Genomic DNA, 17,311 nt, shown 5'->3' with positions numbered 1-17,311 from the left:
ATTCGACCGAGCCGTCCGGCAGCCAACGGCACAGGTCGCCGGTGCGGTACATGCGCGAGTGGTACGCCGAGGGCGACGAGGAGGAGCTGGAGTACGTCGCCTTCACCCGGGCCGCCCAGGACGCCCTGCAACTGATCCGCCACGACCAGGCCGCACCGCGCCGACGGGTGGTGGTCTCGGCGGACCTGCCCGCCGCCGCGCTCGGCCGGGGTGACGGTGAGCTGGGTTCCAGCGTGGTGGAGCTGGGCGCGGCGGTGCCAGCCAGCGCCGTGGCGGCCATCCACGTGGACGGCGCCGAGGCCATGCCGGACGTCGCCGCCGCCGCGAACGTGGTGGTGGAGGCGTTGGCCGGTGACCCGGACGCCCAGTTCACCGTCGACGGTGCCGAGGACCACGAACTGGAGTGGTACGACCCCAGCGAGCTGGAGTCGCTGCTGCGCGCCGCCTCCGGCCAGGACTGACCGGCAGCCGCAGTCAGCGGGCGGTGGTGCCGGTGCTCGACTCGTCGGCGATCGCGGGCTTCGGCGCGGCTGCGGTGGCCGGCTCGGCCGCGTCGTCCTCGGGGGCCGGGGTGAGGGTGCGGCCGAACGCGATCATGGCGGTCAGCGCGCCGACGAACAGCACCCAGATGCCGTTGTCCACCCGGGAGGTGCCGAGTGAGGTCTGCGCCACCGCGTCGGCCTCGCTCAGCGCCGCCGCCAGGTCGATCAGCGAACGTCCGCCGACCCGGATGATCACCTCGGCGAGCAGGAGCAGGAGCCCGGGGCCCGCACCGGCGACGAGGTACGCCGGCCAGCGCAGCCCGGTGGCAGCGCCGCGGGCGGCGCCCCGCCGTCGGGCCCAGGTGAGGTAGCCGAAGGCCAGACCACCGGCGACGAGCCCGGCGAGCAGCGACTCGGTGCGCGAGACCCAGGTGGCCGCGCTGACCAGCGACTGCTGGCTGTCGCCGGCGCCGAAGAGGTCGAACAGCGGGTCCCGGGCCACGCTGAAGGCCACGACGAAGACCAGCGTGCCCAACGAGGCGGAGGCCACGGCACCGACCACCGCGCCGTTGCGGGCGCCGGCCAGCGCGCCGCCGATGATGGCCGCGGCGGCGGCGGTGCCGGCGATCGTTCGGGTGGTCGTGTTGTCGGCGTAGCTGAGGTTGATCGTGAGCGCGGCGGCGAGCCCGACCAGCAGGCCGGCGCCGACCGCCACCGCGAATCGCAGGGTCACCCGATCGCGGCGGCGGGTGACCGGTTCGCCGGCCGCCAGCCCTACCGCGGCGCCGGTGACCAGCGCGGCCGAGATCACGCCGGGCAACGCGAAGGCCGACAGGCTGACCGCGGTGACGCCGGCGGTGGCCGAGTCGATCGCTTCCCGGGTCGACCAGAGCATCGCGACCAGCCAGCCCACTGCCAGCAGCGCCAGGGCCAGGGTGCCGGGCGCGAGCGCCGGGTTCCCGGCCGGAGTGGCCGCGTCGTCGCCCGGCGCGTCGGTGGCGGTGGCCATCCGGTCGACCGGGGCGACGGCCTCCGGTCGGTCGGGCTGCGCGGCGGTCGACCCGCCGGGCTGGTTGCTCATCGTCTCCCCTTCGCCGCCGGGCCCGACGACCTGGCCCGGGTACGTCACCGGCAACCCAGCGTACGCGCCCGTTCCGGATCGAAGCCCGAACCCCGCACGTCGCCCGGCGGGCCTGCTTTCCTTCGGTCGTTGACCACTCTCGGGTACGAATCCGCGCCGAATGCGAGCGAGTGCCTCTTGATCAACGGCATGCGGGTGGCCGGGGTGTGATCGGCAGCCGGTTGTCATGGGAGGATTGGCCGAGGTCCCGCCCGTGGCGGGGCCGGTTTCGCCACCGCCGTCGAGATCGCCAGGAGCCCTGATGGACGCCGTGTTCTCCGTACCCGAGCCACACAACGAGCCGGTGCGCACCTACGAGCCGGGCAGCACCGACCGGGAACGGCTCCAGGGGCGGCTCACCGAGCTGGCCGCCGACCGGATCGAGCTGCCGATGACCATCGCGGGCGAGCAGCGGATGGCCGGCGGCGAGCCGATCCAGGTGGTGCAGCCGCACCGGCACGCCCACGTGCTCGGGGTCACCGGGCACGCCACCCACGACGACGCCCGGGCGGCGGTCAAGGCGGCCAAGGACGCCGCACCGGGGTGGCGTGCGCTGCCCTTCGAGGAGCGGGCCGCCATCTTCCTGCGCGCCGCCGAGCTGCTCGCCGGCCCGTGGCGGGACACCCTCAACGCGGCCACCATGCTCGGCCAGTCGAAGACCGCCGTGCAGGCCGAGATCGACTCGGCCTGCGAGTTCATCGACTTCCTCCGGTTCAACGTGTACTTCGCCCGCAAGTTGCTCGCCGAGCAGCCGATGTCCTCGCCGGGCGTGTGGAACCGCTTCGACCACCGACCGCTGGAGGGCTTCGTCTACGCGGTCACCCCGTTCAACTTCACCGCGATCGCCGGCAACCTGCCCTCGGCGCCGGCCCTGCTCGGCAACACCGTGGTCTGGAAGCCGGGTCCGACGCAGCAGTTCGCGGCGCACTTCACCATGCGGCTGTTCGAGGCGGCCGGCCTGCCGCCCGGCGTGATCAACATGGTCACCGGCCGGGGCGAGGAGGTCTCCGACGTGGTGCTGGCCGACCCGGACCTGGCCGGCATCCACTTCACCGGGTCCACCAAAGTCTTCCAGCACCTGTGGCGCACCGTCGGGGAGAACATCGCGGCCTACCGGGGCTACCCGCGGCTGGTCGGTGAGACCGGCGGCAAGGACTTCGTGGTCGCGCACACCAGCGCCGACGTCGACGCCCTGCACACCGCGCTGATCCGGGGCGCCTTCGAGTACCAGGGCCAGAAGTGCTCGGCGGCCTCCCGGGCGTACGTTCCGCGGTCGATCTGGGAGGGCGGCCTGCGCGACCGGCTGGCCGCCACCGCCGACGGGCTGGCCTACGGCGACGTCACCGACTTCCGCAACTTCGGCGGCGCGGTGATCGACGACAAGGCGTTCTCCCGGCACACCGCCGCCCTGGAGCTGATCTCCTCCGACGACAGCTGCCGGATCATCGCCGGCGGCACCGCCGACGACTCGGTCGGCTGGTTCGTCCGGCCGACGATCTTCGAATGCGGCGACCCAGCACACGAGACGTTCACCACCGAGTACTTCGGGCCGATCCTCGGCGTGCACGTCTTCGACGACGCCCGCTTCGACGACGTGGTCGCGCAGGCCGAGTCGATCGCCCCGTACGCGCTGACCGGTTCGATCTTCGCCACCGACCGCCGGGTGGTCGACGCGGTGGCCGAGAAGATGCGGTACGCCGCCGGCAACTTCTACATCAACGACAAGCCGACCGGCGCGGTGGTCGGCCAGCAGCCCTTCGGTGGTGCCCGGGCCAGCGGCACCAACGACAAGGCCGGCTCCTGGCACAACCTGGTCCGCTGGATGTCCCCCCGGACCATCAAGGAGACCTTCGTGCCGCCCACCGACCACACCTACCCCCACATGGGCTGAGCGGTAAGGAAGGGCCCCTTCTTAACGCCTGGTGTATAGGAGGGGCCCCTTCTTAACCGCGACCCGCCGGCTTCGCGCAGGGTGGGTGGTGGCGGTGCTGGTCGACCGTCGTGCGCCGACAGTGCACATAGGAAACCCCAATCGGTGGCGAAACCGTGAAATCCTGGACGCCGGCCCGGCAAAGTGGCAGCGTGATGGGCATGGCGGAATCCGGAGTCAACCCTACGGCGGCGGCCCTGCTCGGGCTGCTCCATGAGGGTCCCATGACAGGTGGCCAGTTGATGGCCGCCGCCGAGCGCCGACTGGCGCCGTACTGGTCGATGACCCGCAGCCAGGTCTACCGGGAGCTGCCGGTGCTGGCCGATCGGGGTTTCGTCCGGCTGGGCAAGCCCGGGCCGCGGATGAGTCAGCCGTACGGCATCACGGCCGCCGGAAAACGGACATTCTCCCGCTGGCTGGCCGAGGACCCGGGGCGGGACACCATCCGCAACCCGATCGCCCTGCGCATCGCCTTCGGGCAGCTGCATTCCCCGACCCAGCTGAAGAACCTTCAGGCCGCGGCCAACGAGTACCACACCGAGGCCCTGGCCCGGGTCCGCGAGCAGGTCAAGAACGCCAAGAAGGAAGGCGACACGTACGACGCGAGCGCACTGGAGTTCGCCGTGGCGTACCACAAGGCCGCCCTGTCCTGGCTGAAGACCGCCGCCGCCGGCTGACCCCCCGCCGCGCCCCGCCCCCGGCCCCTTCGCGCCCGCCGGCTGCCCCCGTCGCCGGCTTTCCGCCCCGGATCGCGGCGCTCGCAAGCTCATTCCTCGTCCGAGCAGTGCTGGTTTTGGCTCGGACTGCGGGGCTCGCAAGCTCACTCCTCGTCCGAGCAGTACCCTTGTCTGTCGTGACCGCTGCCGACTACGCCGAACAGCTCAAGGAACTCGACGCCACCCTGCGCAACATCGAGGCGGTGCTCGACCTCGACCGCCTGCGCGGGGACAAGGCCCGCTTGGAGCAGGAGGCGTCCGCCCCGGATCTGTGGGACGACCAGGCCCGCGCCCAGCAGGTGACCTCGCAGCTGTCGTACGTCAACGGCGAGATCGACAAGCTCGGCAGCCTGCGGTCGCGCCTCGACGACGCGCACGTGCTGCTGGAGCTGGCCGAGGCGGAGTCCGACTCGGGGGTGCTCACCGAGGTCGAGACGGAGATCGCCGGGCTCGGCAAGGCCATCCAGGAGATGGAGGTCCGCACCCTGCTCTCCGGTGAGTACGACTCCCGGGAGGCGCTGGTGGCCATCCGGGCGGGCGCCGGTGGCGTGGACGCGGCGGACTTCGCCGAGATGCTGCTGCGGATGTACCTGCGCTGGGCCGAGCGGCACGGTTACCCGACCGAGGTCTACGAGACCTCGTACGCCGAGGAGGCGGGTCTGAAGTCGGCCACCTTCACGGTCAAGGTTCCGTACGCCTACGGCACGCTCAGCGTGGAATCCGGCACCCACCGGCTGGTCCGGATCAGCCCGTTCGACAACCAGGGTCGGCGGCAGACCAGCTTTGCCGGGGTCGAGGTGCTGCCGGTGGTGGAGCAGACCGACCACATCGACATCCCCGAGAACGAGATGCGGATCGACGTCTACCGCTCCTCGGGGCCGGGTGGCCAGAGCGTCAACACCACCGACTCGGCGGTGCGGATCACCCACATCCCGACCGGGATCGTGGTGACCTGCCAGAACGAGAAGTCGCAGCTGCAGAACAAGGCGTCCGCGCTGCGGGTGCTGCAGGCCCGGCTGCTGGAGCGCAAGCGCCAGGAGGAGCAGGCCAAGCTCCAGGGTCTCAAGACCGAGGCCGCGGGCTCCTGGGGTGACCAGATGCGGTCGTACGTGCTGCACCCGTATCAGATGGTGAAGGATCTGCGTACCGAGCAGGAGACCGGCAATCCGACCTCGGTCTTCGACGGTGAGCTGGACTCCTTCATCGAGGCCGGCATCCGGTGGCGCAAGCAGCAGCAACTCGCCGGCGACCGTGCGTGATCGATCGTTGGCGGAGTGCGTCATCGATCTCTACGTGACGTGCTGATTCGATGACATGTCCCGCATCTGCGGGGCGTAGCACTTGGCATGACAGTTACACCGCGTAGACTCTCCACCCGTGATTCAGCTTGAGCAAGTGACGAAGACGTACCCGAAGGCGTCGCGGCCTTCGCTCGACAACGTGTCCGTGTCGATCGACAAGGGCGAGTTCGTCTTCTTCATCGGCCCATCCGGCTCCGGCAAGTCCACCATCGTCAAGATGCTGCTGCACGAGGTCACCCCCAGCAAGGGGCGGGTCGTCGTGAACGGCAAGGACGTCACCTCGATGCGGTCCTGGAAGCGTCCGCACTTCCGCCGTTCGATCGGCTGCGTCTTCCAGGACTTCCGGCTGCTGCCCAACCGCACCGCCTACGAGAACGTGGCCTTCGCTCTCGAGGTGATCGGCAAGACCAAGGCGGTCGCCCGCCGGGTCGTGCCGGAGGTGCTGGAGCTGGTCGGCCTCGGCGGCAAGGAGCACCGCTACCCGCACGAGCTCTCCGGCGGTGAGCAGCAGCGGGTGGCGGTGGCCCGGGCGTTCGTGAACCGTCCGCTGATCCTGCTGGCCGACGAGCCGACCGGAAACCTCGACCCGGACACGTCCATCGAGATCATGCGCCTGCTGGACCGGATCAACCGCACCGGCACGACCGTCGTGATGGTCACGCACGACTCCAACATCGTGAACCAGATGCGCCGCCGGGTCATCGAGATCGAGAGCGGCCGCATCGTCCGCGACCAGGCCCGCGGCGTCTACGGGTGACGAGACCAACCCACCGCACCCCGATCTGACGACGAACACCTCACGCCGGAGAGCCGGAGGAAATCCCGATGCGGATGAAATACGTCCTGTCCGAGGTACTGGTCGGACTGTGGCGCAACGTGACCATGACCATCGCGATGATCATCACGATGGCGGTCTCGCTGACCATGCTCGGTGCCAGCGGCCTGATCTACACCAAGGTCGCCGACATGAAGGAGCTGTACTTCGAGAACATCCAGGTCTCGATCTTCCTGAACGGCGAGGTCACCGAGGAGCAGCGCGCCGACCTCGCCACCCGGCTGGACGCCGACCCGCTGGTCTCGGACGTCACCTACGTCAACAAGGACGAGGCGTTCCAGCGTTTCCAGGAGATGTTCCGGGACTCCCCGGACCTGCTGAGCGCGGTCAAGGCGGACCAGTTGCCCGAGTCGTACCGGATCAAGCTGGTCGACCCGCAGCAGTACAAGACCATCTCCGACCAGTACGCCTCGGCCGAGGGGGTCGACCAGGTCGTCGACCAGAGTCAGGTGCTCGACAAGATCTTCAACCTGTTCACCGCCGGGCAGAACATCGCGCTGGCCGCCGCGGTCGCCATGGCCATCGCCGCGCTGCTGCTGGTCGCCAACACCATCCAGGTCGCCGCGTACAGCAAGCGGCGTGAGGTCGCGGTCATGAAGCTCGTCGGCGCCTCCAACTGGTTCATCCAGGCGCCGTTCGTGCTGGAGGCGGTTGTCGCCGGCCTGTTCGGTTCGTTGCTCGGCCTCGGTGCGCTGGTCGCGTTGAAGAAGTTCCTCTTCGACGACGCACTCAGCGCCCTGCAGGGCCTGTTCGCGCCGGTGAGCTGGGGCGAGGTGTTCCTGACCTTCCCGCTGATGGCCGGCATCGGTGGTCTGATCAGCGCGGTCACCGCCTGGGTCACCCTCCGCTTCTACCTGCGGGTCTAGTTGCTGATGGCAGGGCCCTCCCGCGCCGGAATAAACGGCGCGGGAGGGCCCTTGTCGTTCGGGTAGCATGATCTCCGCTCTTCGGCCGGTCGCCGCCGGTCGGGAGGCAGGAACGGGAAGGGGGTGGCGCGGCGATGCCACGGGAAAAGGGGCGTAAGGTCGTCGCCTCCAACAAGAAGGCCCGCCACGACTACGCCATCCTCGACACGTACGAGGCGGGCATGGCGTTGACCGGTACCGAGGTCAAGTCGCTGCGGGCCGGGCGGGCGTCGCTGGTCGACGCGTTCGCCCAGGAGCGCGACGGTGAGCTGTACCTGCACGGGATGCACATCCCGGAGTACGTGCAGGGCACCTGGACCAACCACGAGCCCCGGCGTACCCGCAAGCTGCTGCTCAAGCGGCTGGAGATCGACCGTCTGATCGGCAAGACCCGGGAGAGCGGGCTGACCCTGGTGCCGTTGCAGGTCTACTTCTCGGACGGCTGGGCCAAGGTGGAGATCGGCCTGGCCAAGGGCAAGAAGGCGTACGACAAGCGCCAGGACCTCGCCAAACGGGACGCCGAGCGGGAAATCGCCCGGGCGGCCGGCCGGCGGGGTAAGGGGATGGAAGACTGATATGTCCGGTTCGCTCCGGGGGTGGGTCGCTGGCCCGGGCTCGGGATGAATCCGGTTGCGGCAGGCGTTAGGCTTGTCAGAGCCGTCGGGATCCGGCGGCCTGTCGAGGGGGTGACTGGTTTCGACTTCGTACGTTACGGCAGGGGAAGCGAGCCGAGGAAGCCGACGTCGTCTCGAGAATCGTTCGTCGGAAACCAATAAGCGCCAAGAACAATCGCGCTGACTTCGCTCTCGCCGCCTGAGGCGAGTAGCAAGTCTGTCGGCCTGGGAGTGCCTTCGACCCAGTTAGCCGGCATCAGCTAGAGGGCTGGCCAACCGGACCCGGTCGCGGGGTCCGTGCGGCGAGATCAATCAGCGACTGGGCCCGTCACACCGACTCGCTCGCGTGATCGGAGGGGCCGAGTAGAGGCACAGCGAGCTGCGCTCGGAGAAGCCCTGGCAAGGCGGCGAAGGACCCGGGTTCGATTCCCGGCACCTCCACCACCTGAACTGCGCGCCCCGGTCACCGACCGGGGCGCGCAGTCGTCTGCGCATCCTCCGGCCGAACCGGCCGGGTGGACCGGTGAGCAGCGGCCGGTGATCGGGAACCCGGCCGGGCAGCGGCCCGTCGAACCGGTATGCGCCGATCAGCCGCCCTGCTGGGCCTGCCCCTGATGATGATCGTGGCCGGGTGCGCCCCGGCGGGCACCGAGCCGGCCAAGCCCGGCATCCGGGTCGACCGCTACGACGCGTTCGACCAGCGGGCGACCGCGGTGGCCGAGGCATGGCGGCCCGGTACGGCGTGGAGCAAGGGCTACGTACCGCTGCAGGAGCCCACCGTGCTCGTCGGCGATCCCGAGTTCACCGCGGCGACCAAGACGGCCTTCCTGGCCGGCTGGTACCGCGACCAGGCCGACATCCCCGCCGCGCCGGCCGCCGACGGCACAGTCCGCTTCCCCGACGGGGAGCTGCGGGTGCCACTGATCAGCGCCGCCGAGGCGTACCGGCAGCTCGCTCCGAGTGATCCGCCGCCCTGCCCCGGTCCGCCGAGGGAGCCCGCCACCCCGCCACCGGCCGCGCCGGGCGGGCCGGACGACCCGGTCAGCAGCCGGCCACAGGGCGACGACTGCGCCCCGCTGACCGTCACGAAGGTCGAGTTGGGCACCGCGCCGGTACGCACCAGCCGCGGTACGGCGCAGGTGCCCGCGTGGCTGTTCACCGTGCTGGAGATCGATGGCGTGATCGCCCGGGTCGCGGTCGCGCCCAGCGCGGTCGGTGCCGTACCCGAACCGGCCGGGCCGTCCGGACCCACGCCGGAAGGCATGGTCAGTGCACAGGACATCCAGGCCGTCGACGGGGCGACGCTGACCTACCGACTCGGGGTGGGCAGCTGCGACTCCGGGATCACCCCGCTGGTGCAGGAGCACGACCACGTGGTGGTCGTCGGCGGCACGGTCGTCCGGACCACCGACATCTGCAACGAGATGCTGAAGCTGGAACCGGTCGAGGTGGTCCTCAAGACGCCGCTGGGCGCTCGGCCGGTCCTGGACGTGATCACCGGAGCGCCGCTGCGGCTCGCCAGCGGCTGACGGTCCACACCGTCGCGTCCGGCTCGGCTGTTAAAAGGGGGCCCTTCCTATGCACCAGGCGTTAAAAGGGGGCCCTTCCTTGCACTTAGAGGATCGGCGGGATGTCGGTGCGGATCGGCACCGGCAGCACCGTCGGCCCGTCCGCGCGCAACGCCGTGCCCAGGGCCGCACCGAACTGGTCAGGGGTGTCGACGACCGTGGTGGCGCAGCCGTAGCCGCGGGCCACCGCGGTGATGTCGATGCCGGGTAGGTCCAGCCCGGGTACGCCGGGGGTGTGCTTGAGTTCGGCGAACGCCTTGAGGATGGCGTACTGCTGGTTGACCGGGACCACGACGACCACCGGCAGGCGTAGCTGGGCGGCGGTCCACAGGGACTGCACCGAGTAGTGGAACGAGCCGTCGCCGATCACCGCGACCACCGGCCGGCGCCGGCCGGTGTCGCGTTGCGCCAGCGCGATGCCGACCGCGGCCGGGAGGCCGTAGCCGAGTCCGCCGCTGGCCATCGTGAAGTACGACCCGGGCCGGTTGAGCCGCAGCCGGCGGCGCAGCGCGGACAGGTTGGACGGCGACTCCTGCACCAGCACCCCGTCCTCGGGCCAGTGCCGGGCCAGCGCGGCGAAGAGCGCGTCGGCGCTGAGCGGGACGGATTCCTCGGCGGGGGGCGGCGTGGCCCGGGCCGGTGGCGGTGGACGATCAGCCGGAGGCATCAGGTCGGCCAGGGCGGCGAGGGTGAGTCCGGCGTCGCCGAGCAGGCTGTCGCCGACCGGGGCGCGGGCCGCCTCCTCGGGGTCGTCGGTGACGTGCAGCAGCCGGGTGCCGTCGGGCAGGGTGTCGCCGGGCACGTGCGGGTAGTAGCGGAACACCGGGGCGCCGACGACCAGCACCATGTCGTGTCCGCGCAGCTGCTCGGCCAGCGGACCGGTCGCGAAAGGCAGCACACCCTGGAAGTGCGGGTGGTCCTCGGGGAAGGCGATGCGCTCGGGCGCGGGTGCCGACCAGACCGGCGCGACCAGCCGCTCGGCCAACGCGACCGCAGCCTGCGCGCCGCCGGCCCGGTCCACGGCGGCACCGAGCACCAGCGCCGGCGACCGGCTGGTGGCCAGCGCCGCGGCGAACTGGCGCAGCCGCTCCGGGTCGGGGGCGAACCGGGTGGCCACCGTACGGACCTGCGGGGGCGGGTCGGCGGGCTGCGCCCAGTCGTCCAGCGGCAGGGAGAGGAAGACCGGCCCGGCCGGCGGCTGGACCGCGGTGGCGTACGCCCGCATCAGCGCCGCGGGGACGTCCTGCGCCCGGACCGGCTCGTGGGCCCACTTGACGTACGGCTGGGGCAGCTCGGTGGGGTGGCGGGCGGCGAGCCGGGGTTCGAGCAGCAGCATCTGCCGGGTCTGCTGACCGGCGGTGACGATGAGCGGGGTCCGGTTGTGCCAGGCGGTGACGATGTTGCCCATGGCGTTGCCGGTGCCCGGCGCGGTGTGCAGGTTGACATGCGCGGGGCGTCCGGTGGCCTGCGCGTATCCGTCGGCGATGCCGACCGCCGAGGCCTCCTGCAACGCGAGCACGTACTGGAAGTCGTCGGGGAAGGCATGCAGGAACGGCTCCTCGGTGGAACCGGGGTTGCCGAAGACGGTGGTCATACCGAGGGCGCGGAGCAGGTCGTAGGTGGTGTCGCGGACCGTTGCCATCGCCCTTGAATCTATTCCGGGCGACTCGGGTGTACAGGGCTTTTCGGCTGCGCTCCCGGCCCAGGTCAGGGCAGCGGGAAGGGCAGCTTGATCCCGTCCAGCGCCCGCCCGCAGGGGCAGTCCCGTTCGGCGGGCAGCGCGGCCACCGCGTCCAGCAGCAGGCCCCGTAGCCGGTCGGTGTTCTCCCCGAAGACCCGGAACACCTCCTCCTGGGTCACCGACTCACCCGACTCCACCCCGGCGTCCAGGTCGGTGACCAGGGCGATCGAGGAATAGCAGAGGGCCAGCTCACGGGCGAGCACCGCCTCCGGGTGGCCGGTCATGTTGACCACGCTGCCGCCGAAGGCGGCGAACCAGCGGGACTCGGCGCGGGTGGAGAAGCGGGGCCCCTCGACGACCACCACCGTGCCGCCGTCCACCGCCGGGATGTCCCGACCCGTGGCGGCCGTCAGCAGCGTACGGCGGCCGACCGGGCAGTACGGGTCGGCGAAGGAGACGTGCACCGCGCCCTGGTCGTAGTAGGTCTGCGGCCGGCCACTGGTGCGATCGATCAACTGATCGGGGACCACGAACGTGCCCGGGCCCAGCTCCGGGCGCAGCCCGCCCACCGCACAGGGGGCGAGGATCTGGCGTACCCCGAGCGAGCGCAGCGCCCACAGGTTGGCCCGGTACGGGATGAGGTGCGGTGGGTGCCGGTGGTCGCGGCCGTGGCGGGGCAGGAAGGCGACCCGACGGCCACCGATCTCGGCGATGGTGACCAGCTCCGACGGCGGCCCGTACGGCGTGCTGACCTCGTGCTCCGTGGCGCCGTCGAGCAGGGCGTACAGCCCAGATCCGCCGATCACCGCGAGTTCCGCCGTGGGAGTCATCGGACCCTCCTGTCGCCGCTGTCGATCACCCAGCCGTCAGACCTTAGCCACGGCCGTGGACGCAGGCTATGGTGCCAGGCATGGCAATGACAGCACGGACGGCGCTCGTGGGGTGTGCCGTCCCGAGGTGTGGCCGGTTCCGCCTTCCGGTGCACGGCTGACGGGGTGCGCGTGATGCAGGGAGAGGGGCAGGCGATCGGCGGACGGGCAACGGAGTCGATGACCGGGAAGCTGCTGGTGGCGACGCCGGCGCTGAAGGACCCGAACTTCGACCGTACGGTCGTGCTGCTGGTCGCCCACGAACCTGGCGGCGCGCTCGGAGTGGTGCTCAACCGGGCCACCGAGGTGCCGGTGGCGGACGTGCTGCGCGACTGGGGCGACCTGGCCCGCCACCCCGCGGTGCTGTTCGAGGGTGGCCCGGTGCAGCCCGACTCGGCGATCTGCCTGGCCCGGATGCGCCAGCCGGTCCGCCGTCTCAAGGGCTTCCATCAGGTCTCCGGTGCGGTCGGCACCCTCGACCTGTCGGTCGACCCGCAGCGGCTACGGGAGAACGTCGAAAGCATCCGGGTCTTCGCCGGTTACGCCGGCTGGGGCACGGGGCAGCTGGAGCAGGAGATCGAGGAGGGCTCCTGGTTCGTGCTGGACGCGCTGCCCGGCGACGCCTTCGTCGAGCGCCCCGACGACCTGTGGCCGATGGTGCTGCGCCGGCAGGGCGGGATGATGGCCGCGGTGGCGCACTTCCCGCCCGACGTGGCGCTGAACTGACCCGGTTTCTCGCTGGGAGCGTGGTGACCCCCGCGAGATGACCATGCCGACGGGCGTGTGTATAGTTCTTCCAGTGCCCGGGCGACCGGGTGCGACAGCAAGGGGCCGTGGCGCAGCTGGTAGCGCACCACACTGGCAGTGTGGGGGTCAGGGGTTCGAGTCCCCTCGGCTCCACCCGAGCGAAACGCCCTGGTGAGGGACACAATCCCGCACCAGGGCGTTTGTCATTTCTCCTGGCTTGAGGCAGTGCCGTGCCAGAACCGTGCCAGATTGCGCTGATCGCGCCGCGTCCCCTGCCTCGATTACATGCAGGTCGTAGCCGACGGCACGAGCGGCCAAATGTTCGCGTTGGGGCGCGGACGATGTCTACTGGCGCGGCACCTCCACAATGTGCATCATGGGTGAATTCGCTAAGCGGGCAGGTGATGTCGTCGCGAGCACGGCGGGCGGCACGGTGGGGCCGTTGGTGACGGCGCTGATGGCGACAGCCGCTGTCGTGACCCGCAATCCCGCACTGGCCATCGCCTCAGTGCCGACAGGTGCCCTCGCGGACGCCATGACCGAACAAGGGATCCAGCTTGTAACGAGGACATTGCTCGGCTCCGCCGAGCGGGTTGAACGGTTCGCAGAGGCCGTTGCGGAGGAAGCCGGTCAGCCCGTAGAGGACTTCATCGCTGAGCATGTCATTGACGCCCGAGACCGGGAATTTCTCGGCCGGATGGTTGATGCCGCAACGGTCGCCCGGTCGGACTGGAAGACCCGGTTGCTGGCGCGTGCCTACGTGCGCGGGGCCAGGGACGGCGACCTGGTCGATGAGACCGAAATGTTTGTGTCAGTTATTCGGGACCTGGAGCCGCCCCATGCTCGCTTTCTTGCCGCAACGTATCCATTATTCGTGACGGGCGGTGGGCGTCCCTACACAAATGCGTACCAAGTAGCCGGGGTTGACAAGGGTTTAGGGCCGGCGTCAAGTCTGCTGTGGCGTCACTTGTGCGAGCGCGGAATATTCAAGGAAACGACCCCGGAACGGCGCGAGGAGGTTGACATATTTCGGATTACAGACCTTGGCGTGGCCGTCGCTGAATGGTTGAGGGAGCTTGGCTTGGGCCTTGGCATATCCGGTCAAGCGGCGGCGAGTGAAGGTAGGGGAGCGGGGACCTGAACGGAGTCGCATGCAAGGCGCCCTGGCTAGCGATAGCGTCCCTGCCAGGGCGCCTTGTGTCACCCCTAGAAGCTGTGCAAGATCAGGCACTGATCTTGCCACGCGCCTCCGCTATCAGCGTGTCTAGCGCGGCGGCGATAGCGTGGTCGCGGTCACGGGTTGCATGCTGGTAGATCATGGCTGCGCGGGTGCTCGAATGGCCGATCCGGGCCATCACTTCCTTGAGCGTCGCGCCGCTCTGTGCTGACCATGTGCTACCAGTATGGCGCAGGTCGTGCAGATGTAGGCCGAGGCCATCCGGGATTCCGGCGCCGGCCAGGGCCTTGCGCCAGATCCGGTTGAAGTTGCGGCGGCGCGGGATTCCCCGTTGCGTGCCGAGGAACAGTCGTCCGTCAGGGCCACCCTCGGCGAACTGCGCGAGGTGCCATTCCACGTCGCCGCGCAGCCCAGTCGGCAGGCTGATTGGTCGTTTTCCTGCCTCGGATTTCGGGTCGTCGTCAATCTGCGTGCCGTCTTCCAACTCGGCAGTAGCGCGGCGTACCCGTAGCTCCATGGTGCGTAGGTCGATGTCTCGGCGGCGCAGCGCTACCAGCTCACCGAACCTCAGTTGCGCGAATGCGGCAAGCAGAACGAACAGCCGGTAGCGCGGCTGGATGGCCTCGGCAATCGCGAACACTTGTTGCAGGGTGGCCGTGGGTCGTTCGTCGGCCTTGTCCTGGCCGGCTCCCTTGATTCGGCAGGGGTTTCGGCGTATCAGGTCGTCGTCAACGGCGGTGGCGAAAATCGCATGAAGGATGCGGTACGTCTTCGCCGCGGTGGGCTTCCCTACGCCATCGGCCAGCCGGTCAGCGCGCCATTTTCGCCGCCGAGGCGGAACGGCGCCGCAAGCAGTGGGACTACGTAGGCTCGCTGTTCACCTGGGAGAACGCTGGCTGGAGTGCGAACGCATGCTTCCAGCTCCGAGACTGCTCGTCTTCCCGACACGATTTCGTCTTCGGCGGACAGCAGCCGCGCGGCGGGGGCAACGGGGCGGAGGCAACGGAAGCGGCGGGGCGCCGGCGGCTCCATCGGCACCCAGCGCCCCTTCGACCCCGGCACCGGGCGGGGGGTGCCAGAATATCAAGGTGCCGGGCGGTTGGTTGATTTGCTGATGAACGACGCCGAACTCGAGCGCTCTCAGGCGCGCCGACGGTTGCGGGATCTGGGCCGCCCGCTCGTCGTCCTGATGGCACCCCTGCTGGTGCGCCTTGCCAACCGGGACAAGCGGTTCGTCTGGACGGTGGAGGAGGTGCGTGGCCATGCTCGGGACTGGCCGCCCTCGGGCGGCGACGCCGAGATGGCGAGCCTCTTCCGCTTCCAGGCGTGGTTCGGGGTGAGCATGGTCCCCCTGGCGGGGTATGCCGGAGCGTCGATCCTGCGCCCTGACTTGGATAGCCACTCGGTACTTGAGACCATCATGGTGGTCGCTGTCACGGTAGGCATGTTCACCCTCGGAATGGCCCTGGTGAGCGGGCTGAAGTGGGGGCTGTCGCAGTACTTCACGCCGGACCTGGACCGCCGCCTCGGCCCACCCCGCAGGCGTGAAGCCCGGCCGCGTACCCGGCGGCCGGGCTTCCTGGTGCGGCTGTGCCTGCCGTCCAACCTGGACTGGATGCTGGCGCTGCTCTTCGCCAGCTGCATGGCGCCGAACGCCTATCCCTGATTCAGCTCGGTGAACACGGGCGGACGTGCATAGCGATCCGTCATGACCCCCGTTGTTGCAGGGCAGGTCAGTCCGGCGGCAATGGGCGGCCGGTCCCTGCGCAGCCGGCGCGGGAGCGGACGAGGTGTATGGCGGCGATGAAGGTCACGGTTACCCGCCCGGAGGAGTTGGTTGAGGCGCTGGGTGAAGCGTCCGTAGAGGACGGCGTCCCGCTGTCGAGGCGGGTCGCCGGTGCAGCGGAGCGCGAACTCCGCCGGCGGGTCGGGCGCCGGACCTGCGCGTTGCCGGTCGTGCTCCAGGTAGATGGGCCGGGGCACCAGGACGATCGGTTGCCGGTCCGGTTGCCGCCGGACTTCGACACCCGCCCTGGTGACCCCGGCCCGGGCCCGCGTCAGCCCTTCGGGACGCGGAGTTTGTCCCAGGTGGTCGGGCCCGGCCAACCGTCGGCGTCGGCACCGCTGTAGCCGAGCTTCTGCTGCCACTTGGCGTACGACTGGCGGTCGATGTCGGACCACTGGGGGCCGGGGCCGACGCGGTAGAGGCCACAGCCTTCGGCCACGAGGCGACGGCCCATGTTGGTCACGATGACGCTGTTCGGGTTGGACTGGAAGAAGGCCGCACCCGGGTAGGGCTCGTACTGGTTGCTGTAACGCGGCACCCGGAGCTGGTCCCAGGAGGACTTGCCGGGCCAGCCGTCCGCGGCGGCGCCGGTGTAGCCGAGCTTCTGTTGCCAGGCGGCGTACGACTGGCGGTCGACGTCGGACCACTGGGGGCCGGCGCCGACGGTGTACTTGCCGCAGCCCTCGGCGATGAGGCGTCGACCCATCTCGGTGACGATCGCGCTGTTGGGCTGGGTCTTGAACCAGTCGGTGCCGGGGAAGGGCTCGTAGGTGCTGCCGGGCGCGCCACTCTCCTCGTAGGGGCCGGAGCCCTGGCGCGGGACCCGCAACTGGTTCCAGGTGGTCGGGCCGGGCCAGCCGTCGGCGTCCGCGCCGGTGTAGCCCAGCTTGCGCTGCCAGTTCGCGTACGACGTGCGGTCGGCCTCGGTCCACCGCGGGCCCGGACCGGACAGGTACGTGCCGCAGCCCTCGGCGACCAGCCGGACGCCCATCGCCGTCACGATCGGGCTGTTCGGGTTGGCCGTGAACCAGTCCGCCCCTGGGTACGGCTCGTAGCTGGTCGGGCCGGCCGAGACACCGTCCTCGGCGGGCACCCGCAGCCGGTCCCAGGAGGTCTGTCCCGGCCAGCCGTCGGCGTCCGGGCCGGTGAAGCCCAGCTTGCGCTGCCACATCGCGTACGCGTCCCGGTCGACGTCGGACCACTGGTTGCCGGGACCGACCCGGTAGGGGTTGCAGCCCTCCTGGACCAGCCGGACGCCCATGGCCATGACGATCCGGCTGCTCGGCCGGCCCTTGAACCACTCGGTGCCGGGGAACGGCACGAAGCCGCCGATCGGCGTGCTGCCCCCGGTCTGGGGATCCAGGCTCGAGCCCCGGTTCGGGATCGTCAGGCGGGTGCCGATCGCGAACGCGTAGCCCTCGAGCACGACCATCGGCAGGCCGTTCTGACTTCTGGCCTTCTTTGGCATCCTGGTCCGCGCAGCTCGTCCTGTGTGAGTGTCGCGTTCGCTTTTCGCCGTACCGCCAGGGGCGCTCGGACGTTGCGTGCACTGCGCGTGCGGTACGCGGACCTGGGCCGCG

At 70.2% G+C, this 17,311-nt stretch carries 16 protein-coding genes, 1 tRNA gene and 1 other RNA gene; 13 read left to right on the top strand and 5 right to left on the bottom strand.

Annotated features, from left to right (window positions below):
* Positions 1-461: hypothetical protein (locus tag AB0M52_RS14720; RefSeq protein WP_363953377.1), on the top strand; the 461-nt coding region annotated here is incomplete at its 5' end.
* A 13-nt stretch (positions 462-474) separates the two neighbouring features.
* Here AB0M52_RS14720 and AB0M52_RS14715 read toward each other — a convergent pair.
* A complete protein-coding gene (locus AB0M52_RS14715) occupies positions 475-1,563 on the bottom strand; it encodes a hypothetical protein (protein WP_363953379.1) in 1,089 nt (362 codons plus the stop codon).
* A 301-nt stretch (positions 1,564-1,864) separates the two neighbouring features.
* On the opposite strand from AB0M52_RS14715, the gene pruA reads away from it, so the two are divergent.
* The 8 genes from pruA (at position 1,865) to AB0M52_RS14675 (ending at position 9,432) form a co-directional block, all read left to right on the top strand.
* Positions 1,865-3,493 (top strand): L-glutamate gamma-semialdehyde dehydrogenase, encoded by a 1,629-nt coding sequence (gene pruA / locus AB0M52_RS14710; protein WP_363953375.1) that lies wholly within the window; start codon positions 1,865-1,867, stop codon positions 3,491-3,493.
* A 200-nt stretch (positions 3,494-3,693) separates the two neighbouring features.
* A complete protein-coding gene (locus AB0M52_RS14705) occupies positions 3,694-4,209 on the top strand; it encodes a PadR family transcriptional regulator (protein WP_363953373.1) in 516 nt (171 codons plus the stop codon).
* Between the two features lie 176 nt (positions 4,210-4,385).
* On the top strand, positions 4,386-5,507 hold the full coding sequence (prfB, locus tag AB0M52_RS14700) for a peptide chain release factor 2 (RefSeq protein WP_363953371.1): 1,122 nt from the start codon (positions 4,386-4,388) through the stop codon (positions 5,505-5,507).
* A 118-nt stretch (positions 5,508-5,625) separates the two neighbouring features.
* Positions 5,626-6,306 (top strand): cell division ATP-binding protein FtsE, encoded by a 681-nt coding sequence (ftsE, locus tag AB0M52_RS14695; protein ID WP_111219257.1) that lies wholly within the window; start codon positions 5,626-5,628, stop codon positions 6,304-6,306.
* A 68-nt stretch (positions 6,307-6,374) separates the two neighbouring features.
* Positions 6,375-7,250, top strand: a complete 876-nt coding sequence (gene ftsX / locus AB0M52_RS14690) for a permease-like cell division protein FtsX (protein ID WP_363953369.1) — start codon at positions 6,375-6,377, stop codon at positions 7,248-7,250.
* A gap of 134 nt (positions 7,251-7,384) precedes the next feature.
* A complete protein-coding gene (smpB, locus tag AB0M52_RS14685; RefSeq protein WP_111219261.1) occupies positions 7,385-7,864 on the top strand; it encodes an SsrA-binding protein SmpB in 480 nt (159 codons plus the stop codon).
* 107 nt (positions 7,865-7,971) lie between these two features.
* Positions 7,972-8,347: a transfer-messenger RNA gene (gene ssrA, locus AB0M52_RS14680) on the top strand.
* A gap of 134 nt (positions 8,348-8,481) precedes the next feature.
* Entirely contained in the window at positions 8,482-9,432 is a 951-nt protein-coding gene (locus AB0M52_RS14675) for a hypothetical protein (protein ID WP_363953367.1), read from the top strand.
* Positions 9,433-9,517: 85 nt separating this feature from the next.
* Here the strand turns inward: AB0M52_RS14675 and mdlC are convergent, their stop codons facing one another.
* Both mdlC and AB0M52_RS14665 read right to left on the bottom strand, forming a co-directional pair.
* A complete protein-coding gene (gene mdlC / locus AB0M52_RS14670) occupies positions 9,518-11,113 on the bottom strand; it encodes a benzoylformate decarboxylase (protein WP_363953365.1) in 1,596 nt (531 codons plus the stop codon).
* Between the two features lie 65 nt (positions 11,114-11,178).
* Complete coding sequence (locus AB0M52_RS14665) at positions 11,179-11,982, bottom strand: S-methyl-5'-thioadenosine phosphorylase (protein ID WP_363953363.1); 804 nt, start codon at positions 11,980-11,982, stop codon at positions 11,179-11,181.
* Positions 11,983-12,156: 174 nt separating this feature from the next.
* Between AB0M52_RS14665 and AB0M52_RS14660 the strand changes: the two genes are divergently transcribed.
* From AB0M52_RS14660 to AB0M52_RS14650, 3 genes are all read left to right on the top strand, one after another.
* Positions 12,157-12,747 carry a YqgE/AlgH family protein gene (locus tag AB0M52_RS14660; RefSeq protein WP_363953361.1) on the top strand — a complete coding sequence of 197 codons (591 nt, stop codon included), beginning with the start codon at positions 12,157-12,159 and terminating at the stop codon, positions 12,745-12,747.
* Between the two features lie 101 nt (positions 12,748-12,848).
* Positions 12,849-12,921 (top strand) — tRNA-Ala (locus AB0M52_RS14655).
* A gap of 223 nt (positions 12,922-13,144) precedes the next feature.
* Entirely contained in the window at positions 13,145-13,909 is a 765-nt protein-coding gene (locus tag AB0M52_RS14650) for a hypothetical protein (protein ID WP_363953359.1), read from the top strand.
* A gap of 82 nt (positions 13,910-13,991) precedes the next feature.
* Here AB0M52_RS14650 and AB0M52_RS14645 read toward each other — a convergent pair whose 3' ends face one another.
* Positions 13,992-14,585, bottom strand: coding sequence for a site-specific integrase (locus tag AB0M52_RS14645; protein ID WP_363953357.1), 594 nt, complete (start codon positions 14,583-14,585; stop codon positions 13,992-13,994).
* A gap of 459 nt (positions 14,586-15,044) precedes the next feature.
* Between AB0M52_RS14645 and AB0M52_RS14640 the strand changes: the two genes are divergently transcribed.
* Positions 15,045-15,611: a hypothetical protein gene (locus tag AB0M52_RS14640; RefSeq protein WP_363953355.1), complete on the top strand. Its 567-nt coding sequence runs from the start codon at positions 15,045-15,047 to the stop codon at positions 15,609-15,611.
* Between the two features lie 391 nt (positions 15,612-16,002).
* Here the strand turns inward: AB0M52_RS14640 and AB0M52_RS14635 are convergent, their stop codons facing one another.
* Positions 16,003-17,199: a peptidoglycan-binding protein gene (locus tag AB0M52_RS14635; RefSeq protein ID WP_363953353.1), complete on the bottom strand. Its 1,197-nt coding sequence runs from the start codon at positions 17,197-17,199 to the stop codon at positions 16,003-16,005.
* Between the last annotated feature and the right edge of the window lie 112 nt (positions 17,200-17,311).

Origin of the sequence: Micromonospora sp. NPDC051296 (genome assembly GCF_040682255.1) — a bacterium.
Classification (GTDB): Bacteria; Actinomycetota; Actinomycetes; order Mycobacteriales; family Micromonosporaceae; genus Micromonospora; species Micromonospora craterilacus.
This window is presented reverse-complemented; position numbering and strand designations above follow the sequence as displayed.

Coding starts and splice junctions, on each gene's coding strand:
- AB0M52_RS14705 (WP_363953373.1), top strand. CDS start 3,694: ATGGCGGAATCCGGAGTCAACCCTACGGCGGCGGCCCTGCTCGGGCTG.
- ftsX (WP_363953369.1), top strand. CDS start 6,375: ATGCGGATGAAATACGTCCTGTCCGAGGTACTGGTCGGACTGTGGCGC.
- AB0M52_RS14650 (WP_363953359.1), top strand. CDS start 13,145: ATGGGTGAATTCGCTAAGCGGGCAGGTGATGTCGTCGCGAGCACGGCG.
- AB0M52_RS14675 (WP_363953367.1), top strand. CDS start 8,482: ATGCGCCGATCAGCCGCCCTGCTGGGCCTGCCCCTGATGATGATCGTG.
- AB0M52_RS14660 (WP_363953361.1), top strand. CDS start 12,157: ATGCAGGGAGAGGGGCAGGCGATCGGCGGACGGGCAACGGAGTCGATG.
- smpB (WP_111219261.1), top strand. CDS start 7,385: ATGCCACGGGAAAAGGGGCGTAAGGTCGTCGCCTCCAACAAGAAGGCC.
- pruA (WP_363953375.1), top strand. CDS start 1,865: ATGGACGCCGTGTTCTCCGTACCCGAGCCACACAACGAGCCGGTGCGC.
- AB0M52_RS14635 (WP_363953353.1), bottom strand. CDS start 17,199: ATGCCAAAGAAGGCCAGAAGTCAGAACGGCCTGCCGATGGTCGTGCTC.
- mdlC (WP_363953365.1), bottom strand. CDS start 11,113: ATGGCAACGGTCCGCGACACCACCTACGACCTGCTCCGCGCCCTCGGT.
- AB0M52_RS14665 (WP_363953363.1), bottom strand. CDS start 11,982: ATGACTCCCACGGCGGAACTCGCGGTGATCGGCGGATCTGGGCTGTAC.
- AB0M52_RS14715 (WP_363953379.1), bottom strand. CDS start 1,563: ATGAGCAACCAGCCCGGCGGGTCGACCGCCGCGCAGCCCGACCGACCG.